The 25,275-nt window shown below is 65.4% G+C and carries 18 protein-coding genes; 10 read left to right on the top strand and 8 right to left on the bottom strand.

Annotated features, from left to right (window positions below; genetic code table 11):
• Positions 1 to 82: 82 nt before the first annotated feature.
• From ACZ6YI_RS12110 to ACZ6YI_RS12095, 4 genes are all read left to right on the top strand, one after another.
• The gene (locus tag ACZ6YI_RS12110; protein WP_465778881.1) at positions 83 to 1,594 is read left to right on the top strand and encodes an arylsulfatase; all 1,512 of its coding nucleotides are present in this window, start codon (positions 83 to 85) and stop codon (positions 1,592 to 1,594) included.
• A gap of 345 nt (positions 1,595 to 1,939) precedes the next feature.
• Complete coding sequence (locus ACZ6YI_RS12105; RefSeq protein WP_465778880.1) at positions 1,940 to 5,356, top strand: autotransporter family protein; 3,417 nt, start codon at positions 1,940 to 1,942, stop codon at positions 5,354 to 5,356.
• Positions 5,357 to 5,841: 485 nt separating this feature from the next.
• Complete coding sequence (locus tag ACZ6YI_RS12100) at positions 5,842 to 6,519, top strand: response regulator transcription factor (protein ID WP_465778879.1); 678 nt, start codon at positions 5,842 to 5,844, stop codon at positions 6,517 to 6,519.
• Positions 6,520 to 7,258: 739 nt separating this feature from the next.
• Positions 7,259 to 8,404 carry a BamA/TamA family outer membrane protein gene (locus tag ACZ6YI_RS12095; RefSeq protein WP_465778878.1) on the top strand — a complete coding sequence of 382 codons (1,146 nt, stop codon included), beginning with the start codon at positions 7,259 to 7,261 and terminating at the stop codon, positions 8,402 to 8,404.
• Positions 8,405 to 8,676: 272 nt separating this feature from the next.
• Here ACZ6YI_RS12095 and ACZ6YI_RS12090 read toward each other — a convergent pair whose 3' ends face one another.
• Positions 8,677 to 9,372, bottom strand: coding sequence for a nucleotidyltransferase family protein (locus ACZ6YI_RS12090; RefSeq protein WP_465778877.1), 696 nt, complete (start codon positions 9,370 to 9,372; stop codon positions 8,677 to 8,679).
• A gap of 58 nt (positions 9,373 to 9,430) precedes the next feature.
• On the opposite strand from ACZ6YI_RS12090, the gene ACZ6YI_RS12085 reads away from it, so the two are divergent.
• Positions 9,431 to 11,161, top strand: coding sequence for a diguanylate cyclase domain-containing protein (locus ACZ6YI_RS12085; RefSeq protein WP_465778876.1), 1,731 nt, complete (start codon positions 9,431 to 9,433; stop codon positions 11,159 to 11,161).
• Here the strand turns inward: ACZ6YI_RS12085 and mug are convergent.
• Both mug and ACZ6YI_RS12075 read right to left on the bottom strand, forming a co-directional pair.
• A complete protein-coding gene (gene mug / locus ACZ6YI_RS12080; protein ID WP_465778875.1) occupies positions 11,151 to 11,675 on the bottom strand; it encodes a G/U mismatch-specific DNA glycosylase in 525 nt (174 codons plus the stop codon). The two genes, ACZ6YI_RS12085 and mug, sit on opposite strands and share 11 nt — an antisense overlap.
• On the bottom strand, positions 11,672 to 12,301 hold the full coding sequence (locus ACZ6YI_RS12075; protein WP_465778874.1) for a TetR/AcrR family transcriptional regulator: 630 nt from the start codon (positions 12,299 to 12,301) through the stop codon (positions 11,672 to 11,674). The genes mug and ACZ6YI_RS12075 overlap by 4 nt, the downstream gene beginning before the upstream one ends.
• 116 nt (positions 12,302 to 12,417) lie before the next feature.
• Here ACZ6YI_RS12075 and ACZ6YI_RS12070 point away from each other — a divergent pair, with 116 nt between their 5' ends.
• Genes ACZ6YI_RS12070 through ACZ6YI_RS12060 form a run of 3 tightly spaced genes read left to right on the top strand, consistent with a single transcriptional unit; the run spans position 12,418 to position 16,452 of the window.
• Positions 12,418 to 13,488, top strand: a complete 1,071-nt coding sequence (locus ACZ6YI_RS12070) for an HlyD family secretion protein (protein ID WP_465778873.1) — start codon at positions 12,418 to 12,420, stop codon at positions 13,486 to 13,488.
• Positions 13,488 to 14,981 carry a DHA2 family efflux MFS transporter permease subunit gene (locus ACZ6YI_RS12065; RefSeq protein ID WP_465778872.1) on the top strand — a complete coding sequence of 498 codons (1,494 nt, stop codon included), beginning with the start codon at positions 13,488 to 13,490 and terminating at the stop codon, positions 14,979 to 14,981. Before ACZ6YI_RS12070 ends, ACZ6YI_RS12065 begins: the two co-directional genes overlap by 1 nt.
• Before the next feature lie 13 nt (positions 14,982 to 14,994).
• Positions 14,995 to 16,452: an efflux transporter outer membrane subunit gene (locus ACZ6YI_RS12060; protein WP_465778871.1), complete on the top strand. Its 1,458-nt coding sequence runs from the start codon at positions 14,995 to 14,997 to the stop codon at positions 16,450 to 16,452.
• On the opposite strand, the gene ACZ6YI_RS12055 is transcribed toward ACZ6YI_RS12060, so the two are convergent.
• The 4 genes from ACZ6YI_RS12055 to ACZ6YI_RS12040 are packed head-to-tail and all read right to left on the bottom strand — an operon-like array spanning position 16,436 to position 21,661.
• The gene (locus ACZ6YI_RS12055; protein WP_465778870.1) at positions 16,436 to 17,269 is read right to left on the bottom strand and encodes an SMP-30/gluconolactonase/LRE family protein; all 834 of its coding nucleotides are present in this window, start codon (positions 17,267 to 17,269) and stop codon (positions 16,436 to 16,438) included. The two genes, ACZ6YI_RS12060 and ACZ6YI_RS12055, sit on opposite strands and share 17 nt — an antisense overlap.
• The gene (locus ACZ6YI_RS12050) at positions 17,266 to 18,177 is read right to left on the bottom strand and encodes a 2-dehydro-3-deoxygalactonokinase (protein WP_465778869.1); all 912 of its coding nucleotides are present in this window, start codon (positions 18,175 to 18,177) and stop codon (positions 17,266 to 17,268) included. Before ACZ6YI_RS12050 ends, ACZ6YI_RS12055 begins: the two co-directional genes overlap by 4 nt.
• 9 nt (positions 18,178 to 18,186) lie before the next feature.
• Positions 18,187 to 18,927, bottom strand: a complete 741-nt coding sequence (locus ACZ6YI_RS12045; RefSeq protein ID WP_465778868.1) for an SDR family NAD(P)-dependent oxidoreductase — start codon at positions 18,925 to 18,927, stop codon at positions 18,187 to 18,189.
• A gap of 34 nt (positions 18,928 to 18,961) precedes the next feature.
• On the bottom strand, positions 18,962 to 21,661 hold the full coding sequence (locus ACZ6YI_RS12040) for a TonB-dependent receptor (RefSeq protein WP_465778867.1): 2,700 nt from the start codon (positions 21,659 to 21,661) through the stop codon (positions 18,962 to 18,964).
• A gap of 235 nt (positions 21,662 to 21,896) precedes the next feature.
• Here ACZ6YI_RS12040 and ACZ6YI_RS12035 point away from each other — a divergent pair, with 235 nt between their 5' ends.
• Both ACZ6YI_RS12035 and ACZ6YI_RS12030 read left to right on the top strand, forming a co-directional pair.
• Positions 21,897 to 22,829 (top strand): dihydrodipicolinate synthase family protein, encoded by a 933-nt coding sequence (locus ACZ6YI_RS12035; RefSeq protein WP_465778866.1) that lies wholly within the window; start codon positions 21,897 to 21,899, stop codon positions 22,827 to 22,829.
• Positions 22,826 to 23,998, top strand: a complete 1,173-nt coding sequence (locus ACZ6YI_RS12030; RefSeq protein ID WP_465778865.1) for a mandelate racemase/muconate lactonizing enzyme family protein — start codon at positions 22,826 to 22,828, stop codon at positions 23,996 to 23,998. The genes ACZ6YI_RS12035 and ACZ6YI_RS12030 overlap by 4 nt, the downstream gene beginning before the upstream one ends.
• Here the strand turns inward: ACZ6YI_RS12030 and ACZ6YI_RS12025 are convergent.
• Positions 23,977 to 25,248: an MFS transporter gene (locus ACZ6YI_RS12025; RefSeq protein ID WP_465778864.1), complete on the bottom strand. Its 1,272-nt coding sequence runs from the start codon at positions 25,246 to 25,248 to the stop codon at positions 23,977 to 23,979. The two genes, ACZ6YI_RS12030 and ACZ6YI_RS12025, sit on opposite strands and share 22 nt — an antisense overlap.
• Between the last annotated feature and the right edge of the window lie 27 nt (positions 25,249 to 25,275).

Genomic DNA, 25,275 nt, shown 5'->3' with positions numbered 1-25,275 from the left:
TACCCGAAGGTTACTGGGGCTTTTACAGGTGCAAAGAGTGCGGGGACGAGCGACGCTAGGTCCCCTGCTATGGGAGTGAGCCATGGAAATCAACCGTCGTCCGAACATTCTCGTGATCATGGCCGACGATATTGGCTGGTTCAATATTAGCTGCAATAACCATGGCATCATGGGTTATCGAACGCCCAATATCGATCGCATCGCGACCGAAGGGGCTAACTTCACTGATTTCTATGGTCAGCAGAGCTGTACCGCTGGCCGCGCTGCGTTCATTACCGGCCAATCACCGATTCGAACGGGTCTGACGAAGGTGGGCACCCCAGGCGCCACATTGGGCTTGAATGCGCTCGATCCAAGTGTGGCGGAGGTCCTGAAGCACTTCGGGTACGCAACGGGCCAATTCGGAAAAAATCACCTGGGTGATCGTAATGAGCACCTGCCCACCGTCCACGGTTTCGACGAATTCTTTGGCAACCTGTATCACCTCAATGCGGAGGAAGAGCCCGAATACCCGAATTATCCGAAGGATCCCGCCTTTCGCAAGAAGTACGGGCCTCGCGGCGTACTTCGCTGCAAGGCTTCGGACGTGGATGACTCCACAGTCGACGAGCATTTCGGACGCGTCGGTCGGCAGGAGATCGAAAACACGGGCGCTCTAACGCGGCATCGCATGGAAACAATCGACGAAGAGTTTCTCGAGTCTGCATTGGACTTCATCGATCGAAAATCGGCCGCCTCTCAACCATGGTTCTGTTATTTCAACCCCACACGGATGCATGTCTTCACCCATCTCAAGCCCGAGTCGGAAGGGAAGACCGGTCTTGGAATTTATCCGGACGGCATGGTGGAGCTGGATGGGTACGTAGGGCAGCTGTTGGACCAGCTCGACCAGGCAGGTGTGGCGGATAACACACTAGTAATCTTCACGACGGATAATGGGGCTGAAGTGTGCACGTGGCCCGACGGCGGCACGACGCCGTTTCGTGGTGAGAAGGATACCAACTGGGAGGGTGGCTGGAGGGTGCCTTGCGTCATGCGCTGGCCGGGCGTCATAAGCCCAGGCCGCGTCATCAATGACATCGCCTCTCTACAGGACCTCATTCCTACCTTCGCCGGAGCCAACGGCGAGTCGGACCTTCCCGCCAAACTGCGTGCCGGCTGCGAACTGGCGGGAAAACCATTCAAGGTCCATCTGGACGGATATAACCTCCTGCCCTTCCTGTCAGGGGACACGGATGTATCGCCGCGTCCCGGATTCATCTACTGGAGTGACGATGGAGAGTGCATGGCCATGCGAATCGACCGATTCAAAGTGGTCTTCGCCGAGCAGCGGGCTACCGGGATAGACACATGGCGTGAGCCACTATCGCCGATGCGGGTACCTAAGTTTTTCGATCTGCGCGCCGATCCTTTTGAGCGTGGAGAGGAGAGCTTCAAGTACAACGATTGGTTCGTTCAGCAGATTCCTCTCCAATACCTGGCACCTCCGCTTCTCGCAGAGTGGCTGTCGAGCTTCAAGGAGTTCCCGCCGCGTGCCCGGGCGGCGAGCTTCAGCATCAACCGCGTCATCGAGGCTATGATGCCAAAGGACTGAAGGGCATCCTGCAGAGACCCCGTAAATGTGACGCACGGACTACGGCGATCAGGCGATTACCTCGCTCTGGACCGAGCCGACCCAGGTGCGTTCGTCGTCCTAGTGAGAGTGGCAATACCGCTCGCCAGTAAGCGGTGGCATTGACCGGCGTCTCACGTAGATTTGCTGAGCGTCAATTGCGCATAGCTACCGTAGCGCCGTCATCGTGTACTGCGATGATGAGCGCGAGCTTCTTGGATAGGGACATTTCCCTGCAAAGCCCAGACGCGATGGCTTCAGGCTGCCGGTCCCAGCTTTAGTTCATGGCCATGACCAAGTGCGCTGACGACCGAAAGGAGCATCGTAGTGGCACTACTGACTATTTACGGCCGGCTGCGTTATGCCGGTTTAGGTTGGGCGTTTGTGCCCTCGTTGGCGATCGCACAGACGGTCGGGCCTGGCACGGTGACAACTCCCGTTTCTGTGGCTACGGCAACAACTACGATCGTCGGCAATACCACTGTCGACGTGCGCAACGGCATGACGTCATCGACGGCGAACGCAACGTCGGTCAACGGCGGCACGCTCATTTTGGACATGCGCGCCGGACCCCGACCAGGGGCTATCGCGTTGTATAGCGACCAAGGAAATGCGCTCTACGCCATCGGCGGCACGGTCCAGGCACCCGCCGGCCTCAACGTGACCACAAACGCGGGCGCGGGCGTCTACGCGAGCGGCCAGGGGACCACGATTGCCCTGACCGGTGGTCTGGTGAGCTCGCTGGGTGGGGGCTATGGTGCGGTTGCGCGCGACGGGGCGGTGATCTCACTCACCAACACGAACTTCAACGACCCGTACTACGCTGGGCTTACTGCGCGGGGTAATGGCCTCGTCGCCGACAGCGGTGGCACCATTAGCGTGGGAGGCATCGGCTCATCGCTGGTTACCAATGGGGCCACCAACCAGGTCGGCCTCGGAGCTTCGGGTGCGGGCTCCGCGGTGAATCTGCTCGCGCCATTTACTGCCAGCGGTGGTCGGAGTGGCCTGACAATCAACGGCCTCGGCGGGCTCGGCCTCTACCTGCACAATGGCGGCACCGTAACGCTTGCCCGTCCTCAAACGGTCACGCTTACCGGCTCCTCCGCCGTCGGCATGACGGTGGATAGCACGTCCATGGCCGCGCCGCTGACGGGCCTCACGCTGAGCTTCCCGAACACACCCACCGTGGGCGGCACGGGCGTCGTCGTGGCCAATGGCGGCAGCGCGCAACTGGCCGACCTGACGGTGGGTGGGCCGGGCGCGGCAATCGGCGTATGGACACGGGCTGGCACCCAGGTGGTGATCAGCGGAACCAGCCGGATTGACATCAATTCCCTGCGCAACGGACAAGCCTGGCTGCTGACGTCGCCGTCCCTGGTGAACGGCATCTTTGGCTCGGTGAGTGCGCCGTCGTATCGCGCCGGTCTGCTCAACCTCGGTGGAGATCTCCACAGCACCGGCACGGCGGTCAACGCCGATGCCGCCGGTAGCTACGGCGTCTACAGTGGACAGCACGGTACGTTCGCCAGCACCACGCGCCTGGCCAACAACACGGTCCTGGCCACGGGCGCATCCTCCGTGAGTGTCATGGGCTACGCCAATAGCCAGACCGTGGTGACCGATTCAACGATTGAAAACGCGGGCGGCGCAGTCGCGCTGTATGCCTGGAGCTATGCCAACCCGACGAACAACCAGACCACCGTCTTGCCGACGACCATGGCGTTTACGAACACCGACGTCCGGGCCAGCGGCGGTGCCGGTGGCCTTTGGTCGATCAACCAATCGCGCGGGCTGTTCACTAATACGGTCACGTTTGACGCCAGCCACCTGGCCAGCGATGACTACGCGATGGTGGGCGTTGGCGCCTCCGACATCGCATTCATCCACGGCGCCAGTGCGATCGGAGGGAACTGGTTGCTATACGCCGAAGGGGTGGACTCCACCGCAGGCAACGCGCCGACGCGGGTCAACGTTTCGGCCGGTGACGGCAGCACTCTCCAGGGTCTGGTCGAGGCCGATGCGGCCAGCACGGCCAACGTGACATTGACGGGCCACTCCAGTTGGCTGGGCAAGGCCTTCTATGCCACCAACGTCAGCATTGATGACAGCAGCACCTGGACCATTCCGGCCAGTTCCATCGTGTCCGGGCAGGTCACAAACCAGGGCATGACGTCTTTTACCGTGCCGGACGCAGGAGCCTACAAATCGCTCTACGTGCACGACTACGCTGGCCGCGGCACCCTGGGGATCAACACGTTCCTGGGCGATGACGCCTCGCCGACGGATCGGCTGATCATCGATGGCGGCACAGCGAGCGGTCCCGGTCATATCGTTGTGGCCAATACAGGCGGCCCGGGCGCCGAGACCAGCGGAAACGGCATCCTCGTGGTGCAGGTGACCAACGGTGGCGCGACCGCCGCTGACGCGTTCGCCCTCAACCGGCCCGTCATCGCCGGGCCCTATGAGTACGTGCTCCGACGCGGCGGCGCCTCGGAGGGCACGGAACAGGACTGGTTCCTTCGCAGTGCGGTCTCCTGCGCCGATCTGGCGGCGCCTGGCTGTGCACCGGAGCCGGAGCCACCCGCACCGCCGGCTCCACCCACGCCGCCGCCGCCGGCCCCTCCACCGAGGCCCGGACCGGACCCCGATCCTGCGGATCCACCGGCGCCGTCGCCCGCACCGGTGCCGCCTCCGGTTCCAGGCCCCTTGGTGCCCGAGGGTGAATCCAGTCCCAATCCGTTGACGCCCGTTTATCGGCCGGAGGTTTCGCTTTACACCGCGCTGCCGGCAATGCAGTTGCGCTACGGCTGGGCCATGCTGGGCAACCTGCATGAGCGCGTTGGCGAGCAGGAGCAGTTGCGCAACCGCCCGGATCTTCGGCAGGACAGTTACCTGAATGCGTTCTGGGTGAGGGTGATCGGCGAAGACGGCGACGTCCGTGGCGCCGCGCGCGGGGTGTACGACGGAAGTCCGAAGTACGACTACAACGTGATGGGCATTCAGGCCGGCATGGATGTCTATGCAGAGGAACACGACAATGCCCAGCGCGACCACGCCGGCGTCTATCTCGGAACCGGCCGCATCCGTAGCGATGTCACTAATTACGACACGGCGCTCGCGGGCGAGGACATCGTCAAGGGGCCCTCGCTGGGCCTGTACTGGACACACTATTGGGCACAAGGTGCCTACGTGGATGCGGTCTGGCAGGGTACCTGGGCGAAGTACAGCGCCAAGTCGAACGACGGGATCGAGCTGCACCACGATGCCTTCGGCTGGGCCGCGTCATTGGAAGGGGGCTACCCCTTCCACGACGACAGCCAGGTGTGGGAGCCGCAACTGCAGGCCATCTACCAGCGCGCGAACAGCGGCAGCGCGAGCGACCCGGCCGCACTCATCCGCTTCAGCGATATCACCTCACTGGTTGGTCGCGCCGGATTGCGTTGGGCGAATACGTGGCAAGGCGAACCCGGCCACGATGGCTCCCCGCGACTGTTCACCGGCTGGCTGCGCCTCAACCTGTGGAAGGAGTTCAAGGGCCAGCCTCATACGGCATTCTCGTCGGAAGACGGCTATGTGCCTTTCGAAGGCAGCATCAAGGGATCCTGGTGGCAGCTCAATGGCGGCGTGACCTGGGAGTTGGACCGGAACACGTCGTTCTACGCCAACCTCGGTTATCAGAAGGGATTTGACAGCCGTGGCTTCCACGCGTGGGATGGCAAGGTTGGCTTTCGCTGGAACTGGTGAGCGTGGCTCTGGACACGCGTTGGCGAGGCGGCCGCAGTCAAGCACACCAGCTCGTAAGACGGCTACCCAGGATCATTGAGACTTGCCTGGCCGGCATATGGTCATCCCCCCTGTCGGCCACCGTCCATGCCCTGCGGCATGGGCGGTTTTTTTTGCCTCGTTTGAGCGGAGTGGTCGGCTGTCGCCTCTGAACCTTCCGTAGGTCACGCGACGGCTTCTTAGCTCGGCCATCGCGCCAAGCTACATCACCACCGGTTCCACCTCGCAGCGAAACCCGACATCCTTTACGGATGCACCTAGCGGCAAGCCAACCGTGCGAGCCCACGAGCGCAATGGTAGGCGAGCGATTGACAATGTTGAACTTTTGAGCGGCAAAATCGGCAACTTCACAAGCTCCATCACGTTGTAGCCAAGCACTCCGTAGTTCTACTGGCATCCGTGACGATCAGTTGTGCGAGAACACGCGGGCCTGTGGAGTAACGCCAGTGATCTCATACGACGAAATCTGCTCGGGTCCACGCCTAATCGTCGCCGATGACCACGCGATAGTCGCTCAGGGGCTCCGTGCGCTATTGAGCACCAGCTTCGATGTCATTTTTACTGCCTTCTCGACCCCAGCGCTCGAGCACGCGGTTACGCACCTCGAGCCTGACATCGTCGTGTCGGACATTGACATGGGCGATTCTTCGGGTATCGACGCTCTCTCCCGACTGCGCGCTGGCGGGGTGAAGGTCCCGTGGGTGTTCGTCACCATGCACACGGCAGAAGCACTGGTGCAAGCGGCCGTGGATGAAGGCGCATCCGGTTACGTCCTGAAGAGTGACGCAGGCGAGGAACTGATTACCGCCATTCGGTGGGCGCTGGCTGGGCGCTGTTGGGTATCGCCGCGGATCGCCTACCGTGCGGCGCCACGCTCGAGCAGACCCCCTATGGTGACCGCGCGCCAACTCAGCGTGCTCAAGCTCATGGCCGGTGGCAAGCGCGCAAAGCAAATCGCGTTTGAGCTCGGCCTTTCCACTCGGACGGTTGAGGCTCACAAATATACGTTAATGCAGATTTTCGATGCCCACACATCGCTTGAGCTGATCACTCGCGCCCGCAGTGCCGGCTATTTGATCGGCTGCCAGGGGCAGGTCGCGCCCTCCCCGCCTTTAGAGCCGTAACGCGATGCGACGCGCCTTAGGTTGAGAGAACCTTAATTCATCGCAACTGGGTGGTTTGGCGATCGACCCTGCCAGGTAACGGCCCATCCCCGGCAGACCTCCTGCCGCGCGGGATGCGTGGAGGAACAACGTTAGACGCTCTGCCGCCGTTCGCTCTACGCGCCGTCGGCATGGCGCCTGTGATGCGAAGCCATTGGTACATCCGTCACTGTTCGGAGAATAAAACGGTGAGCGATGCGCGAAATCCCCAGTCCGGACCACGCCCCGGCGTTTGAAAGTAGTAGCGAATACCCGCCTGATAGCTCAGCAGTTGACGGATTTCCTTCCCCGAGCTTACCTCTCTAGCATAATGAATGTACGCAAGGGAGAGGGCAAATCTGAGGGAAGGCGGAACAATCCCTGCGTAGTCGGTGACCTGCAGGCCCGCGATTGAGCGACCGAGGCCCCTTCCACAGCCTGCGCAGTCAGCAATTCGCTTGGTAGCATCCCCGCAGCGCGCAAAGCTCAATCAGTCGACGAGCACGCACCTTGGGTGGCTAAGCTGTTAGCACGAATCTGCTCGCCATCTTTAGACACGCGTCCGAGGTTGCTCCATTGCGCGTCGCTACAAGTAAGTAGAAATACCCGCTCGGATTGAGTGAAAGTGCGCTGTGCGGAGACCCTCGCCTGGTCAAACATCGACGCATGCTTCTGGCGGTAAACGACAATGCGACTTGTCACCACGTGGTTTTCAGGCCTGATGCTGATCCTGCTCGCAACCATGGACTCAAGCGCCAACCCGCAGAATACGACGTTCACCACAGTACCCCCTAAGGAAAACTTCTGGCATCTCATCCACGACCCGGATGACCACGCGATCGACCTCTCGCGCTGGTTACTTCAGCACCGCGGTGCGCTCATCGTCCCAATCGTGATCACCGAGCCAGCGGTGGGAAACGGCGGAGGTGCATCGGCGGTGTTCTTCAAGCCGGCGCGGCAATCGGATGCGTCGAAGGAGCGCGGCGAGAAGATTCCGCCCAATATCTACGGATTCGGCGCGGCTAAAACACAGAATGGCACCTACGGTGCCGTGGCCGCAGGCGAGTTCCATTTCGCTGACGACCGCTGGCGGTACAAGGGTGCCATCGGCAAGGCGTCGGCCAACCTCGACTTCTACACACGTGGCTTGATCCTGGCTCCGCGAAAGATTGGCTACAACCTCGATGGCTGGTTCTCTTTTCAACAGGTGTCACGACGTTTGGGCACGATGCCTGCCTATTTGGGTGCGCGCTGGGTTTACATCGATCTGAATAGCCGGCTGAACATCGGTGGCAACCGACAATTCTTCCAGCCGCGTGACTTCGCCAGTCGGGCATCTGGCATCGGACCCATGCTGGAATGGGACAGCCGCGACAACACCCTCACGCCATCGCGTGGCGTGCTGGCCGTAGCTGAAGGAACGTTCTATGCGCCAGGATTGGGCGGCGACGAAACGTTCCAGGCCTACCGTGCGCACGTGCTGGGTTATATGCCAATGGGGCCACGTGTCGTGATGGGGCTGCGCGCCGACTATCGCACATCGCCGGGCGACACGCCCTTCTACCAGCTGCCTTCCATCGACTTGCGCGGCGTCTCTTATGGCAGGTATCAGGACCGATCAGTCGGGATGGTGGAGGCCGAGCTGCGCTGGAACGTGACAAAGCGCTGGGCCGCCCTGGCCTTTGGCGGGGCGGGACGCGCATGGGGTCGGCGAACTTCATTCGGTGACGCGTCCACCCAGACGACAAAAGGACTGGGCTTCCGTTACCTGATCGCGAGCGCGCTTGGCCTGTATGCCGGTGTGGACTGGGCGTGGGCGCGCGATGATCATGCGTGGTACATGCAGGTCGGCAGCGCCTGGCGCTGAGGATCGTTAGCTCTAAGCCTCTTAGGCATGGGAAACCTTGCTAGCATCAGCCGGACATGCTTGATGCTCCGCCGTCTGGCAGCACACGGAATTCGTCATCTTCGCAGGGAGCGCTGTGGCTTCGTGCCTTACTTTGGCGTGACGTGCTTACCGAACAGCGTATCGATACGCTGCCGCCATATCGTCATGCCCGGATGAGGAAATCACAGGTCAGCGATATTTTCTGCATCCACTAACATACCAAGATGATGCTGCATTGAGCTGGCGGTGGCTTAACCGTCCAGCAGGCCCGCGGCCACGGCCGCAGCAACATCCTCTGGCGTATCAAGATCACGCTCCAGCGCATCGCGCCGCACGGCGGCCGGATGGCTGCCGGCCCAGAGACGCCGGAACCCGGCATCGCCCTGCAGGGTCCCGGCGAGGGCCATGGTCTGCGGGCGGAGGAGGGCTGGCGCGCCGAGCGCATCGCCGTACGCCGAGACCACGTCGCAGCTGCCGTCGAAGGCGACGAACAGCTTGTCCAGGTGTTCGGGCGTCAGGCAGGGCTGGTCTACCAGGGTGACCAGGACCGGGTAGGGGCGCCCGGCCAGGGCGGCGGCGGCCCGGCATAGCGATGAGCCCATGCCTTCTTCCCAGGTGGGGTTGAACAGGATGGCGGTGCCGGTGACCAGCGGGGCCAGCTGCTCGGCGTGGGCGCCCAGGACGACGAGCATCCGGGTGGGGCAAGTGGCCTTGGCCAGCCGGACCGCGCGCTGGAGCAGGGTTTCCCCATTGATGGTCAGCAGCTGCTTGGGCCGGCCCAGCCGGCTGCTTCCCCCGGCGGCGAGTACCACCGCGTCATGTTCCCCACGTGCGCGCATTTCAAACCCGGAAAAATCGTCGAACCTGGCGGTAACGCTAGCACGGAGGCGTTGCAGGCGCTGGTCCGGATGGGCGTCCACCGGCTCTGGGGCCGGAAAACGCGACATGGCCTTCACACCCGGCGTTGATCATCGACTAGGCTGTCGCGAAACGCGGGACCCTGGCATGACGCAAACCGAGGAGCAGCGCCTCGAGCGGCTGCGCAACCTGGCTGTGCTGGACACCGGCGCCGAAGACTTCTTCGACGCCCTGGTGCGTGCTGCGGCCGAGGTGACCGGTATGCCGATTTCGCTTATCAGCCTGATCGATCGTGACCGCCAGTGGTTCAAGGCGAACGTGGGCCTGCCGGGGATTGCCGAGACCCCGCGTGAGTACGCGTTCTGCGATTACGTCGTGAGTTCGGGCGCCGCTGTCGAAGTCCCCGATGCCCGGATGGATCCGCGCTTCGAGCGCAACCCCCTCGTCACCGGCGCTCCGGACATCAGGGCGTACACGGGCGTGCCGCTAACGCTTTCCGACGGCACCCGCCTCGGCTCGCTCTGCGTCATCGACCGCGAACCGCACATGCTTCGCCCCGACCAGGTGAACGTGCTGCGCCACCTCGCCGCTGCCGCCTCGAAGGCGCTGGAGCAGCGCGCGGACCTGATCCACCAGCGCGAGGTGGCACGCGCGGAGGCGCGGCGGGCGCAGAAACTCGAGCGCGAGCTCGACGAGAAGCAGCAGTTCCTGCAGCGCACGGGCCGTGTCGCTGGCGTGGGTGGCTGGGAGTACGACCTGAAGTCCGGAACGTTGTTGTGGTCCGACCACACCTGCCGCATCCACGACCTGCCCGAGGGCTTCGAACCGACGCTCGACGAAGCGCTCGCGTTCTTCTCGCCGGAGACGCAGGCCGAGCTCTCCGAAGCCATGGATCGTGCGACGCGCATGGATATCCCGTGGGATATGACCTTGCCGATGACGACCGCCACCGGCCGGCATATCTGGATACGTGCCGTGGGCGGCCTGGAGCGCGAGGACGGCGATGCGGTACGCCTGGCTGGCGCGGTGCAGGATGTCACCGAGCGGAAGATGGCGACCCAGGCGATGGAAGCCAGCGAGCGCCGCTATCGCAAGCTGTTCCAGTACTCGCTGGGCCTGATCTGCACGCACGACCTGCAGGGCGAGATCCTCTCGGTGAATCCTTCCGCGGCCGCGTCGCTGGGCTATGTCATCGGCGACATGCTCGGGGTGAACCTCAAGGCTTTCATGCTGCCGGAGCGGCAGGCGCAACTGGATCGCTACCTGCACCGCATCCAGACGGAGCGCATCGCCATGGGGATCCTCGAGCTGGTCGCTTCGGATGGCACGCTGCGTTACTGGCGCTACCAGAACGTGCTGGACGATGACGCGGAAGAACCGTATGTGCTGGGCCACGCGCAGGACGTCACCGAACAGCGACGCTACGAGAGCACGCTGGTGGAATGGTCGACGCGCGATCCGCTGACGCACGCGATGAACCGGCGTTACCTCGCGCAGCTGGAAACGCGTGCGGCAAGTCGCGGCGCATGGGGCTGCATCGTCGTGGACCTCGATCATTTCAAGACGATCAACGATACCTACGGCCACGCGCGTGGTGATGAGATCCTGGTCGGCGTAGCCCAGCAGCTGCGCGACTGCAGCGGGCCCGACGATGTCGTGGTCCGCATGGGTGGCGACGAGTTTCTTCTCGTCATCGATAACGCTGACGACGTTGCGCGGGTCCTTGAAACGCTGCGCGAAGCGCTGCGCACGAGCGAATGGTCGCTGAGCCTGGGCGCCGCCGTGTCGTCGCAAGGCGACTCGGTCGACGACGTGATCGCGCGGGCGGATGACGAGCTATACGCGCACCGCGCCGTGGCACGGCACGCTAAGCGTTAGTGGCAGGCTCGAACGCCGCCTCGCGTAGCGCCGCGTACGCCTCCACCAGCGCATCCAAAGAGAACGCAAGATTGCGGCCGCTCGGGTTCGGCAACACCCAAGGGATGCACCCGCGCATCGGCACCGCCTGCCGGCCCCATGGAACATGGCGCTGCCGCGTCAACGCGGCATAGGCGGCCTTGCCGAGGAAGGCCACGTAACGCGGTGCATAGGTATCGAGCACCTGCTCGAACGCAGGTGCGGCGCTGGCGAACTCGTCGGCGTGCAGATCATCCGCGCCCGCGGTGGGCCGGCGTACGACGGCGGTAATGCCGCAGCCGACCTCCAGCAGCCGGTGGCCTTCTTCCGCGCTGAACAGCGTCGGCGTGAATCCCGCACGGTAGAGCACCGGCCAGAACCGGTTCGAACGCCCCGCGAAATGATGCCCGGTGGCGGCGGCAAGCAGGCCGGGGTTGATGCCGCAGAAGAGCACGCGGAGCCCGGGCGCGATGATGTCCGGCAGCGCGGTGCTCATCGGCAGATCGCGGCGACGGCCTTGCGGGCGAGTGCGTGCAGTTCATCGCGCGGCCTGCCCGCCCGGGCGCGGATCGCGATCGTATGCATCGTGGCCGAGGCGAGCAGGGCCAACGCTTCCGGATCCGCATCCGCACCGAGCTCACCTTCCGCACGCGCCAGTTCGATCCGCTCCCGGAAGCGCTCGTCCAGGCCGGTGAAGCCCTCACTGACGATCTGGCGCACGACCGGATCCTCCAGCGCTTCGGTTACCGCGGTGCCGACCACGAAGCAGCCGCGCGGCTGGCCTTCGCCCGAAAAGTAGATGCCCAGCGCGGCGTCGTACGCCTGCATCAGCGTCTCAGCCAGCGGCCGGCCGGGTGCGAGGACCTCGCCCATCAGGGCGAACTTCCGGTCCCAGTAGTCGCTCAGCGCCTTCACGTAGATGTCGTGCTTGTCGCCAAACGCCGCCTTGAGGCTCGGGCGGTTCATGCCCGTGGCGGCGGAGAGGTCGTCGAGGGATGTACCCGCATAGCCGGCCCGCCAGAACGCGTCCGCGGCGTGGCGCAGCGCGGTTTCCGGTTCGTAGGCACGCGGCCTGCCGCGCGGGCGCTTCGCGGTATCGGATGATTTTGTTCGATCTTGCATAAAAACCCTTGAACGTCGTCTTGCCCGTACATATTATGCGGATCAGAACAAAATTCAACCGCGCGATGAGCCCCGTGAGGGACGCGCGGCATCCTCATAGCAAACAGGTAGTTACGATGAACGTACACGTCGAGGAAGGCCCTGTCGCCCGCCATGGTTTCGTCCGCTGGGGCCTGATGATCGGCCTCCCCGCGCTGCTGGCGCTGGGGGGTCTCGCCTACACGCTGACCCGGTCCGGCCAGGTCGAAACGGACGACGCGTTCGTCCGTGCCGCCAAGGTCGCGATCAACGCCCGCGTCCCCGGCCAGGTGCTTGAGGTGGCGGTCGTGGACAACCAGCCCGTGCACAAGGGTGACGTGCTGGTTCGCATCGATCCGGCGCCGTACCGCATCGCGGTCGATGCCTCCGAGGCAAAGCTGGCGAGCACGCGCCTGCAGATCGAAGGCCTGAAGGCCACCTACCGCCACCAGCTGGCCGAACTGCAGTCGGCGAAGGACTCGGCGGACTTCAACCAGCGCGAGTACGAACGCAAGAAGGCGCTGCTCGCTTCCGACTATGCCTCCCGCGCGACCTACGAGCGCGCGGAGACCGACCTCAAGGTGAGCCGGCAGCACATCGCCTCGGAGCAGGAAGATGTCGCGAACACCATCGCCGCCCTGGCAGGTGATCCCGCCATCCCCGTCGAACGCCACCCCAGTGTGCGCGAGGCGCAGGCGCAGCTGGATCGCGCACGCCTCGATCTGTCCTACACCACGGTGGTCGCGCCGGATGACGGCACCGTCGCGCGCGTCGATGACGTGCAGGCCGGCGACTTCGTCAGCGCGGGCGCGCCGGTGTTCGCGCTCATCTCGAGCCGCGACGTGTGGATCGAAGCGAACTTCCGCGAGACCAGCCTGACGAACATGCGCCCCGGCCAGCGTGCGACGCTGCGCGTCGATGCCTATCCGGGTCATGTGTTCAACGCGCATATCGCGAGCATGAGCCCGGGTACCGGCTCGGAGTTCTCGGTGCTGCCGCCGGAGAACGCTACCGGCAACTGGGTGAAGGTGGTCCAGCGGCTGCCCGTGCGCCTGGAACTGGATCACGCCGATCCGCAATGGCCGTTGTATTCCGGCATCAGCGTGCTGGTGCAGGTCGATACGGCGCAGGCGGCCAAGGCCCCGACGCGCGTGGCGAGGGCACCGTAATGCCTGCCGACACACGGGCGACGCACTCGCCCGCCGAACACCGCATGCTGATCCTTGCCGGCTTGCTCGCCACGTACATGGCGGCGGTGAACATCTCGATCCCGAACGCGGCGCTGCTTCGCCTGCAGGGCGGGCTGTCGATGACCGACGACCAGGTCGGCTGGGTGTTCACCTCGTACATCGCGGCAAGCGCCGTGGTGATGCCGCTCACGCATTGGCTTGCCGCGCGCTTCGGCAGGAAGACCGTCTACCTGGCATCGCTGGTGCTGTTCACGCTCGGGCTCGTGCTGGATGTGCTTGCGACCACGCTGCTGCAATTCGTCGGCGCGCGCATCGTGCAGGGTGCGGCGAGCGGCACGCTCGCGCCGTTGTCGATGTCGATCCTGCTGTCGGAACTGCCACCGCTGCGCCACGGCCGCATCGGGCTCACCTGGGCGGTGACCGGTACCCTCGGCATCCTGAGCGGTCCCTCGATCGGCGGCTTCCTCAGCGAATGGCTGGGCTGGCACGCGATCTTCGTCGTGAGCTTCCCGCTCGTGGCTTTCATCATCCTGGTGGTCGCGCTGTTCCTGCGTGAGCGGCGGGTGCCGCGAGCCTCGTTCGACTTCTTCGGCTGGGCTGCGTTGTCGATCAGCCTCACCGCGCTGCAAATGCTGCTGGATCGCGGGCAGCGGCTGGAATGGTTCGCGTCCACGGAGATTCGCGTCGAGGCGACCGCTGCTGTGCTGGGTGCGTGGGTCTACCTGGTGCACATCTTCACCCGCAAGGTTCACTACCTTGATCGCGCGCTGTTCAACGACCGCAATTTCACGATCGGTGCAGTCCTCTACTTCGTCTTCGGCTTCGTACTGCTGCCGACGCTGGCGCTGACATCGCCCATGCTCGAGGAGCTGCTGCGCTATCCGGGTGATGCCGCCGGCCTGCTGACCGTGCCGCGCGGCCTCGGCATGATGGCGTGCCTGCTGGCCACGTGGCGTATCCCGCCGAAGCTGGATAACCGCGTCGTCATGCTCGCCGGTGCCGTACTGGTCTCGATCGGCAACGCGCGCATGGTCGGCTATTCGCCGTTGATGGATGGCTGGGCCGTGGGCATGGCCGGACTGTTGCAAGGCGCGGGGCTCGGCGTGCTCATGCCGGCGATCACCCGCGCGACATTCAGCACGCTCGCGCCTGCGCTGCGCGCGCAGGGCACGGTGTTGTTCAACCTGTTCCGACTGTATGGCAGCACGCTCGGCGTCGCCGTCGTCCAGCTCTACTTCTTCATGAACACGCAGGCCGTGCACGGGGCGCTCGCCGAACATCTGCGCCCGTACGGCGCATTCGCCCACGTCACGGCGCAAACCCGAGGCCCCGCACTCGCCGCGCTGAACGAAGGCGTGACCGGCCAGGCCGCGATGATCGCCGTGATCAGCCAGTTCAAGCTCCTGTTCGTGGCGATGCTCATCGCCAGCCCCCTCATCTTCTTCCTCCGCCGGCCACGCGCTGGCCACTGACCCCGGTAACCCCATGAATACCGTACGACTGAACCATGCAAGGCGCACCGCGCTCGCGGCGGTGCTTGGCGGCGCGACGATGGCGTTCCTCACCGGATGCATGGTCGGGCCGGACTACCAGCGTCCCGCCGATACGGCGTCGACCCACTACGACGTGGCCGCGGAGCAGCAACTCGACCACGCACGCGGTGACGGAGCGCCCCGTGTCGGCTTTGACGCGACGATCGACGCCGACTGGTGGACGCTGTTCCATTCATCGCGGCTGGACGCCGTGGTGAAACAGGCGATCGATGGCAACCTCGACCTCGAAGCCGCGGACGCGACGATCCGGCAGGCCGACGAAGCCATTGCCGCCGCCGGTGGTGCACTACAGCCGCAGGTCGATTTTGCCGCGCAGGGTGGCCGCCAGCGGACCGGGTTCGGTGCGGGGCGGAACACCGCCAACGTGTATTCGATCGGCCCCACGGTGAGCTTCGACTTCGACCTGTTCGGCGGCACGCGCCGCAAGATCGAAGAGACCACCGCCGTGGCCGATGTGCAGCGCCACCGTTTCGATGCGGCCTACCTGACGGTGACTGGTGACGTGGTGAGCCAGGCGATCCAGCTGGCCTCTGCGCGCGTGCAGATCGCGGCGGTAGAAGACCTGCTCGCCACCGACCGGCATAACCTCGACCTTGTCCTGGGTGCGCAGCGCGCGGGCAGCGCGACCAGGGCGGATGTCGCTTTGGCGCGCAGCCAGCTGGCCCAGGACGAGACCCTGCTGCCGCCGCTGGCGCAGCGGCGTGATGCCGCGCGCCACGCGCTGTCCGTGCTGGTCGGCAAGGGGCCGGCGGACTGGGCGCCACCGGAGTTCGAGATGTCGGACTTCACCCTACCGGCCGAGTTGCCGTTGAGCGTGCCCTCGGAACTCGCCAGGCAGCGGCCGGACATCCTTGCCGCTGAGGCGCAACTGCACGCGGCGAGTGCCGCGATTGGTGTAGCGACGGCGGACATGTATCCGCATCTCCAGCTCTCGGGCGCACTGACGCAGGCAAGCGCCGGTGCCGGCGTCGGCACCTTGTGGGGCATCGTCGGCGCATTGGCCGGCCCCGTGTTCGATGGCGGCACGCGCAAGGCGAACCGCCGCGGCGCGGAGGATGCGTATGACGCCGCGCTCGCCGGTTATCGGCAGACCCTGGTCACGTCGCTCGGACAGGTCGCTGACGTGCTGCAGGGCATCAGCCACGATGCGGAGGAATATGCCGCGCAAGGTCGCGCGCTTGAGGCCGCCGAAGACAGTCTGCACCTGAGCCAGGAAGGCTTCCGCGCCGGCGATGCCAGCGTGCTGGCCGTGCTCGAGGCGCAACGCGCACGGCAGCACGCCGTCATTGGCCAGATCCAGGCACGTACCGCGCAGTACCTCGATGCCGTTCAACTCACGCTCGCCCTGGGCGGGCGATCGAAGGATGCCTTCCTCAGGAAAGCGCGCTGATTTCGAACAGGCCGCCGGAACCGGGGTACGCATCCAGCGTGGCTTCGGTCAGTCGGGCACGCGAGGTCGACACATACGCATGCCCACGGCGGTCGAAGGCAAGGCTGCCCACGTGCGGTGCGGGCAGCATGATGGAGCGTTCCACGGCACCGTTGGCGGCGAGCTGCACGATGCAGCTGCCGCCCCACATCGCGACCCACACGCTGCCGTCGGGCGCGATCGCCATGCCATCGGGCTTGCCGGGCGCGGTGAGGAAATCGGTGACGACGGTCGGATCGTCCAGCCCGGTGGCATCACCGCGGCGCGGATAAGCGAGCAGGGTGCGGCTCAAGGTATCGACCACCAGCAAGGTCGCGCCACCGGCGACGAAGGCCATGCCGTTGGCGACGCCCAGCCCGCCTGCGACCTCGCTCACTTCAGCATCGAACGCCGCCGCGTAGTAAAGCGCACCGCGCCCGTGCAGCAGGCCCCGGTGCATCGAGCCGGTCCACAGGCCGCCCTGCGCATCGACCGTCATGTCGTTGAAGCGGCAACCCGCGGCGAGCGGTGCCGGAGGGCCCGCGGTCAGCGCGCCCGTGGTCACATCGATCGCGAAGAAGCGGTCCTCGCCGGCAGCGACCCATGTGCCATCCGCGCGTTTGCCCAGCGACCACACCGGCGCGACCAACGGCATCTCAAGGAGCCGCGCCTCCGCGGTGCACCAGCGCAACAGCCGGCGGCCAGGCGGATCGAGCCAAAGGACGTCGTCGCCATCCATGCGGACGGATTCGCCGACGAGGGTCTTCGCATCGGCGACGAGGCGAACCTCCGCGCTCATGCGAGCTGCCGCCGCGCGGCGTGGATACCGGCGAAGCCATGCGCGGTCGCATCGGCGGCGTCGACGACCTGCGTGCTGAAGCCAAGATGGGCCAGCCCGGCCGCATACAGCGCGCATACGGCCGCGGCACCGACCAGGGTCACCGAGGACTCCAGTGGATAGAGCGCGCGCGCATCCGCGAGCTCCGAGCCGATCAGCAGGCCACGCAGGTAGGACGCGGCATGATCGCGGGCGAGGTCGCCACGGATCACCCGCGCGCGTACCCCGAACAGTGCCGTACCCAGCCCGGGCTCGCGTTTGCTGCCCGCTTCGATCCCCTGGAAGAACGCCTCGCCGATCGCCGCCGGTGCGGCGACCACGGAGGCGAGCATCCCGGCCGCGGTAAGCCGGTCGAAGATCTCGCCGGACATCGCGGTCATGAACTCGATGACCTTACCGCCTTCGATACGTACCCATTTACCGTGCGTGCCGGGCAGGGCGACGATGCCTTCGGTGGGCAGGCGGCCGGCGCGCAGCAGGCCGAACAGCTCGGTTTCCTCGCCGCGCATGATGTCCGGTGCGCCATCGCTCGCCCTGCGGCAGGCGAGGCCCGGCACGATAAGCATGTCCCGCCCGGCGATGCGCGTGGGGTGCAGCATCGCCGCGAGGCCTTCCAGGCCGATGGGGCACTCGGCATAACCCGCATCGTCCCAGCCCACGTTGGAGCCGACCATGCCGCAGGCGTAAAGCGTTTCCGCGTGGGGCCAGCGTGCCGACAGGCCTGCGATCTGCGCCACCATGCCCGCGCGATCGAGCGAGGCGATGCCCGCGGGTTCGGCGAACGCATCGCGTACCGTGCCGTCTTCGTCGAGGAGGAAGGAGCGGAAGTTCGAACTGCCCCAGTTGATTGCAATGAACTCGTGCGCCATGAAAGTCCCTTAGCGGCGCGTCACCGACGCGCCACCATCGATTGGATAAATGCCACCGGTGATCCACGCGCTGGCGTCGCTGGCGAGGAACCAGGCGAGTTCGGCCACGTCGTCCGCCGTGCCAAGCCGCCCGAGCGGATGGCGTTCCACATTGCGCTCGCGCGCCGCGGCGGGATCCGTATCGCGTGCGAACGACGCCTGCAGCATCGGCGTATCGATGGAAGCCGGTGCGATCGCGTTGACCCGCACCTGCCACGGTGCGAACTCGAGCGCGGCTGTGCGCACCACCGATTCCAGTGCAGCCTTGCTCGCCGCATAGGCGGCCAGCGTGGGCGTGGCGAACCGCGCGTTGATCGACGTGGTCAGCACGACGGAGCCGCCGCCCGCATCGCGCATCCCGGGAACCAGGTAGCGCATGAGCCGCACGGCGGAGATCACGTTGGTGTCGTAGGTGTCGCGGAACAGCGCGTCGTCGGATTCGAGGATCGAGCCGGGCGGGCTGATGCCCGCGCAGTGGACAAGCACGGTCGCCGGGCCGTGGGCCGAGGCGGCGGCTTCCACCGCAGCGCGCACGGCGGCGTCGTCGCGGAGGTCGACCTGCAGCGATATCGCGACATCCGCCGACGCCACCCGGTCCAGGCCGGCGACGACCACGCCTTCATCGCGCAGCCGCCGCGCCACGGCCGCGCCAATGCCGCTCGCGCTGCCCGTGACGATCGCCGCCCGCCCTGCCGATACCTTGCCGATCACGCCGTGGTTCTCCCCTGCTTCGCAGTGCCTGGCATCAGAAGCGCCAGGTCACCGTCGCCATGTAGTTGCGACCGTATATCACATTGGTTCGCAGGCCTTCCTCATAGCCATCGAAGGTGCGCTGGCGGCTGTTGAGCAGGTTGGTGGCTTCCACCTGCAGCGAGAGTGCCGGGGTGAAGTTGTAGCTGACCGACGCGGCGAGGTCCTTGTAGGTATCGTTGTAGATACCGGTCGCCGCCGTGGAGAGACCGACGAGGTAGCGGTTGCGCCAGTTGTAGGCGACGCGCGAACTGAACGGTCCCTTCTCGTAATAGACGATGAGGTTGTAGTTGTTCTTCGACAGGCCCGGGAACGTGAGCGAGCTGCCGTTGATGTCCTTGATCGGCGTGCTCGAATCGATATACGTGTACGTCGCCACCATGCCGAAGCCATCGAGCGGATCGGGCAGGAAGGTGAACGGGACCTGGGCCAGCAGCTCCGCACCCTGCACCTTGGCGGAATCGCCGTTGACCTTGCGGTTGATGAAGTAGTTCACGCCGCCGATGGTCTCGACGCTCTGCTGCTGCACGATGAAGGTGGAGACATCCTTGTAGAACACGCCGGCCGAGACCATGCCGGTATCGTTGTAGTAGTACTCGAGCGAGAGGTCGTACTGGTCGGCCTTGAACGGCTTGAGGCCCGGGGCGCCGCCGCTGCCGGTACCCGGCGTCACCTGCACGCCGTTCACGAACGTGGCGCTGTTGTTGAGCGACACGCCGTTGTTCAGGTCTTCGGTGTTGGGGAACGCCACCACGCGGGCCGCGCCGCCGCGGACGAGCAGCTGGTCGGTGATCTCCCACTTGGCGATGAACGAGGGCAGCCACTCGCGCGTGGTGCTGCGGTAATCGGTCGGGCTGGCCGTGCCGGCGGCGGTGATCAGGTTGCCCTTCGAATCCAGCTCGCGCTGCACGTAGCGGACGCCGAAGTTACCGGAAACCGGCATGGAGCCCGCGTTGAAGCTCCAGTCCGCCTTGGTATACGCCTCGGTGAACTTCTCATCGATGCTGAAGGTGCCGGCGTAAGCAAGCGCGTTGTTGCGGCCATCCAGGCACTGCGGGTTCTGGCTGATCGCGGGGATCGTGGTGAACGCATCGCAGCCGGTGAACACCGAGCGGTAGCTGCCAAGGAAGCTGCGCGGAAGGCCGTCGAACTCGCCCTTCATGAAGTTGTTGTTGCTGTACACGCGCAGGTAGTCGGCCAGTGCCGTGGCCGGCACGCCACCGGTCGGGCGGATATCGGCGCGCAGCGGATCCTGGTCGCTCTTGATCTTGGTAGCGCGGGCGCCGAAGGAGAGCGACTGCCAGTGGTCCGAATCGAAGTTCCAGGTCCAGTCCGTGCGCACCGCCGGTGCATCGGTCTTCGCGCGGTAGTCGTTGTCGAACAGGATGGACATGGCCATCTGGTTCGGGTCGGTGAGGTTCACGCCGCCGACGTTGAAGCTGCCGAAGTTGCCCGAGCGCAGGTCGTAGTCGATGACCGAGGTGATTCCCGATCGCGGCTGCAGGCGCATGTAATTCTGGTGGTACTCGGCCTTGGACCGGTCGTAGGAAATCTCGGCCGAGCCATCCAGGTGGTCGCCGGCGTGGAAACTGCCACGCAGCGCGGTCGACCAGACATCCGCGTCGATGTCGGCGATTTCCGTGTTGGCCTGGATCGGCGTGGTGGCGCGGCCGGCAAGCAGGATGTTGTGGTTGGAGTAGGTGGCGTTGCTCAGGCCCGAGCTCGGGTTGAACGCCAGCCAGTAGCGGTCGCGGTCGGCGGTCTGCTTGGAATAGAAGGTGTCGCCGACGATCTCGACGCCCGGCGTCGGCCGCCACTGCAGGATCGCGCTGACGCCCTTCTTCGTGCGGTCATCGTCGATGTTCTGCGCGCGCATGTCGGTGCTGCCGAAGTGCTTCACGCCCGCGCTGTCGGTGAACTGCGAATAGCCCGAGAAGGTATCGAGGCCTTGCTGCACCACCGTCGCATGGCTGTACGTTGCCGCCACCATGGCGCCGAAGCGCTCATCCTTCGTGCGGCCGGAGAGCAGGGCGAAGCCATCGCCACCGCCCTTGCGCGCAAGCTTGCTGTACGTGCCCGAGACGCTGACGACGTTCTGGTCGCCATCGGCATTCAGCGGCATGCGCGTTTCGATGTTGACGATGCCGCCCAGTGCGCCGGACACCTGGTCGGCGCTGGCGAGCTTGGTGACCGAAAGGCGCGAGATGACCTGTGACGGGACGAGCGTTAGCAGGCCATACGTCGAGGTGTTGAGCTGGTCCAGGCCATTGCCGCCGCGGCCGGTGGCATCGAAGATCTCGCGGCCGTTGTACAGGTAGACGTTCTGGCTGAGGCCGCGCACGAGGATGTTGCTGCCCTCGCCCATGCCGCGTTCCAGCTGCACGCCGGCGACACGGCCAAGCGATTCGGCGACGTTGGAATCCGGCAGCTTGCCGATGTCGTCGGCGACGATCGCATCGACGATCTGCGAGGAATCACGCTTGAGGTCGCGCGACTTCTCCAGGCTCTGGCGAATGCCGGAGACGGTGACACCCTCGAGGTTGACCGGGTCCTGGCTTTGCGGCGCGTTCGCATCCTGCGTCGGTGCCGCGGGCGGCGTGGCCGGCGGCGTAGCGGTTTGTGCCACGGCCGGCACGGAGGCGAGAAGCGCCTGTGCGATCAAGGCCGACAGGAGTGTGCGCCGAGCAAGAACCATGTTTTTTTCCTCCCCCGAGGTAGTGAGCCTGCGGGAAAGCGGCCGCCCTCGCGTACCGGATTCCTCTCCCATGGCTCGCACGAATCGCTTTGGTGAATCGCCCTTTGCCAGCGGTTTTTTGCTTGGCATGGTGTAACTATTATAGCAATATACCGGGGCACGCAAGAGCGACTGCACAAGTATTCGCTGCTGCAAAGCAGCATCAAAACACGCTTTCGACCGAGGAAAACCACGCATGACGCAGTTGGCTGGTGTCTTTCCCATTCTTCCCACGATCTTCCATCCTGGCGGCACGATCGACATGGCCGGCACGCGCAGCGTGCTCGACTACATCATCCATGCGGGCGCCGCGGGCATCGTGTTTCCTGGCCTCGCGAGCGAGTACGACATGCTCAGTGTCGATGAGCGTCTTGAAGTCACGATGTCGCTGGGCGAATGGATCGGCGGCCGTGTTCCCTTCATTGTCGGTGCGAGCCATCCCGAAGCTTCGGTCGCGGCGCAGCTCGCCGCCGCCGGTGCGGAAGCGGGTGCCGTGGCGGCGATGATCCTTACGCCGCACAAGCACGCGGCCGATCCCGCAGCGATGGCCGCGTGGTTCAACGATGTGCACGACGCCTCGGGCGTCGCGGTCATGCTGCAGAACGCGCCGGCGCCGATGGGCGTGGGGTTGGGCGTGGCCCAGGTCGCGTCGCTCGTCGGCAAGGTGCCGGGCATCCGCTTCGTCAAGGAAGAAACGCAGCCGTCGGGTCATCGCATTACCGCGCTCACGGAAGAGATGGCAGGCCGCATCGATGCGGTGTTCGGCGGTGCCGGCGCGCGCTACGTGATCGACGAACTGCAACGCGGCGCCGTGGGGACCATGCCCGCCTGCGAGGTGACCGAGGTGCATGTGGAGATGCTGGCGCGCCACGCGCGCGGCGACCTGCAGGGCGCGCGTGACCTGTTCGAACGTACGCTGCCGCTGCTGAGCATGCAGGCCGTCTTCCGCTGGCGCCTGACCAAGGCGGTGCTGTTGCGCCGTGGCGTGATCGCCTCCGACCACGTGCGTGCGGCAGGGCCGAAGCTGGACGCGTGGGACCAGCGTGAACTGGACGCGCTGCTCGCCCGCATCGCGGACCTGCTGCCGCTGGACCGCCTGCCGGGCAATCAGGCGAGAATGACCCCATGAGCAGCCCCGTCAGCAAAGTCGAAACCTATATCGTCACCGTGCCGCGCGATACGCCGTACCTGGGCCCGCTGGGCCCTGGCGAGCGCATCAACTCGCGCGGTTACGTGGTGCGCAAGGGCAACGGCACCATCTATCCCTCCGTCGATCGTTCGATCGCGGTGCGCGTGACCTGCGAGGACGGCAGCGAAGGCTGGGGCGAAACCTATGGCATCTGCGCGCCGCGCGCGACCACCGAGATCATCAACGACCTGCTCGTGCCGGAGCTCATCGGCCGTGACCCCGAGGATGTCGAGGCGATCTGGGATGACCTCTACGGGCTGATGCGCGTGCGCGGTTGCACGTCGGGCTTCCACGTCGATGCGATCACCGCGCTCGACATCGCGTTGTGGGACCTGCGCTCGCGCGCGCACGGCGTGCCGCTGTGGCAGATGCTTGGCGAGCGCCAACGCGAACGCATTCCCGGTTATCTCTCGGGCCTGCCCGCCGGCAACCTCAAGGAGCGCGTGGCGATGGCCCGCCGCTTCCAGCAGGAAGGGCATGACGCGTTCAAGATCCATACGGCGGTAAGTACCGAGGGCATCGTCGAGGAAGTGGCGGCGCTGCGCGAAGCACTCGGCGACGGTGCATTGATCATGGTCGACCTGCACTGGAAGTTCGATCCACAAGGCGCGCTGGCGCTGGTCGAGCAGCTTGCGCCTTACAAGCCCTGGTTCGCGGAAGCCCCCATCAAGCCCGAGGATGTCGACGGCCTGGCGTGGCTCGCCGAGCGCTCGCCGGTGCCCATCGCCGCCGGCGAGGAGTGGTACACCGAGCATGACGCGCGCCTGCGCCTGTCGCGCAGGAGCATCGGTTTCATCCAGCCCGAGATGGGCCATGCCGGTATCACCCAGTACCGACGCATCACGCGCCTCGCCGATGCCGCCGGCGTGACGATGGCACCGCACGCTACCGTGGGCACGGGGCTGTTCCTTGCAGCGAGCCTGCACATGTCCAGCACCGTGCCACGCTTCTGGCGGCATGAGTGGCAGCACTCGGTATTCGCCCGTTCGCTGCAGCTGCTGGAGACCGACATGGCTTACGTGGATGGGCACTACGTGTTGCCCACCGGCCCCGGCCTGGGCGCCCGTCCTGGTCCCCGTTTCTGGGATTACGCCGAGCTGGCGACCTGAGAAGGCGGCGCCGCCATCACGGTGGCGGACGACCGCGGTGCCATCTTCACGCCGAGCCAGGCGACGCCGAACGCGATGGGGTGCAGCGTCGCCATCAACACGAAGCTGCGATCGAAGTGGCCGGTGGACACCAGGCCGGCCACGACCTGCGCCGAGAGCATGCCACCCAGCGCGCTGCCCGCGCCGATCAGGCCGGACACCGTCGCGACGTAGCGCGACGGATACAGATCGACCACCAGCGTGCTGATGTTGATCTGGAAGATGAGGTGGGCGAAGGCTACGGCCGAGCCGATGGCGAACAGCAGACCGAGCGCAGGATGGAAGGCGGCAAACAGGCCGACAGGTGCGAGGATCGCCGCGCCCGCCATCGCCATGAGGCGTGCGCGCGTGGGCGCCATCCCGCGCTTCACCAGCGCGCTGGAGATGGCACCACCGCCCACGCTGCCGACATCCGCCGCGAGGTACACGACCCAGGCCAGCGAAGCGACGGCCGCTAGCGACATGCCGCGCACGTCGTTGAGGTACTTGGGAAACCAGAACAGGTAGAAGTACCAGACCGGATCGGCGATGGCGCGGGCCAGTACCAGCGTCCACAGCGTGCGATCGCGCAGCACGCGGCTCCAGCGGGTCACTTCGGATTCGGCGTCGGGCAGCTTTGCTGGGCGCGGCTCGCGCGGGTGGAACCAGAGCCACGCGGCCATCCACACGAGGCCGGCCGCGCCCGTGACCATGAACGCGGCGCGCCACCCGTAGACGAGTGCGACACCGCCGATCAGCGGCGGGGCCAGCGTCGCCCCGACCATCGCGCCGGCGGTGTAGATGCCGTACGCCATGCCCTTCTCGCCGGGGCTGAAGTGCTCGGAGACCACCTTGGTGCCGACGGTGTAATTACCCGGTTCGCCCAGGCCGAGTGCGAAGCGGGCGGCGCCCAGCTCGAACGCGCTGCGGGCCATGCCGGTCAGCAGGTTTGCCACCGACCACCAGGCAACGAACAAGGCCAGCGCCACGCGCGAACCAAGCCAGTCGGTAATGCGGCCGGCTAGCAGGTAGGCGATGGTGTATGCGAAGAGGAAGGCCTGCACGACATGCGCATAGGCGGAGTCGGTGATGCCGAGATCCTTCTGGATCGTCGTGGCGAGGATGGATAGCGCCTGGCGATCCAGGTAATTGATCACCGTGGAGACGAACAGGAAGGCAAGCAACGCCCAGCGCAACCGATCGGGCCTCGCTTTCCCTTCGTCTTCCGCCATGCCCCTATCCCCCTTCGACTGGTCGGC

The sequence above is a fragment of the Luteibacter sp. NPDC104163 genome (assembly GCF_055584245.1).
The sequence above is the reverse complement of the archived record's forward strand: the minus strand, read 5'-3'. Positions and strand labels throughout refer to the sequence as shown.

Excerpts from the sequence above, each read along its gene's own strand:
- ACZ6YI_RS12110 (WP_465778881.1), top strand. The coding sequence starts at position 83 with ATGGAAATCAACCGTCGTCCGAACATTCTCGTGATCATGGCCGACGAT.
- ACZ6YI_RS12095 (WP_465778878.1), top strand. The coding sequence starts at position 7,259 with ATGCTGATCCTGCTCGCAACCATGGACTCAAGCGCCAACCCGCAGAAT.
- ACZ6YI_RS12090 (WP_465778877.1), bottom strand. The coding sequence starts at position 9,372 with ATGTCGCGTTTTCCGGCCCCAGAGCCGGTGGACGCCCATCCGGACCAG.
- ACZ6YI_RS12085 (WP_465778876.1), top strand. The coding sequence starts at position 9,431 with ATGACGCAAACCGAGGAGCAGCGCCTCGAGCGGCTGCGCAACCTGGCT.
- mug (WP_465778875.1), bottom strand. The coding sequence starts at position 11,675 with ATGAGCACCGCGCTGCCGGACATCATCGCGCCCGGGCTCCGCGTGCTC.
- ACZ6YI_RS12075 (WP_465778874.1), bottom strand. The coding sequence starts at position 12,301 with ATGCAAGATCGAACAAAATCATCCGATACCGCGAAGCGCCCGCGCGGC.
- ACZ6YI_RS12070 (WP_465778873.1), top strand. The coding sequence starts at position 12,418 with ATGAACGTACACGTCGAGGAAGGCCCTGTCGCCCGCCATGGTTTCGTC.
- ACZ6YI_RS12065 (WP_465778872.1), top strand. The coding sequence starts at position 13,488 with ATGCCTGCCGACACACGGGCGACGCACTCGCCCGCCGAACACCGCATG.
- ACZ6YI_RS12060 (WP_465778871.1), top strand. The coding sequence starts at position 14,995 with ATGAATACCGTACGACTGAACCATGCAAGGCGCACCGCGCTCGCGGCG.
- ACZ6YI_RS12055 (WP_465778870.1), bottom strand. The coding sequence starts at position 17,269 with ATGAGCGCGGAGGTTCGCCTCGTCGCCGATGCGAAGACCCTCGTCGGC.
- ACZ6YI_RS12050 (WP_465778869.1), bottom strand. The coding sequence starts at position 18,177 with ATGGCGCACGAGTTCATTGCAATCAACTGGGGCAGTTCGAACTTCCGC.
- ACZ6YI_RS12040 (WP_465778867.1), bottom strand. The coding sequence starts at position 21,661 with ATGGTTCTTGCTCGGCGCACACTCCTGTCGGCCTTGATCGCACAGGCG.
- ACZ6YI_RS12035 (WP_465778866.1), top strand. The coding sequence starts at position 21,897 with ATGACGCAGTTGGCTGGTGTCTTTCCCATTCTTCCCACGATCTTCCAT.
- ACZ6YI_RS12030 (WP_465778865.1), top strand. The coding sequence starts at position 22,826 with ATGAGCAGCCCCGTCAGCAAAGTCGAAACCTATATCGTCACCGTGCCG.
- ACZ6YI_RS12025 (WP_465778864.1), bottom strand. The coding sequence starts at position 25,248 with ATGGCGGAAGACGAAGGGAAAGCGAGGCCCGATCGGTTGCGCTGGGCG.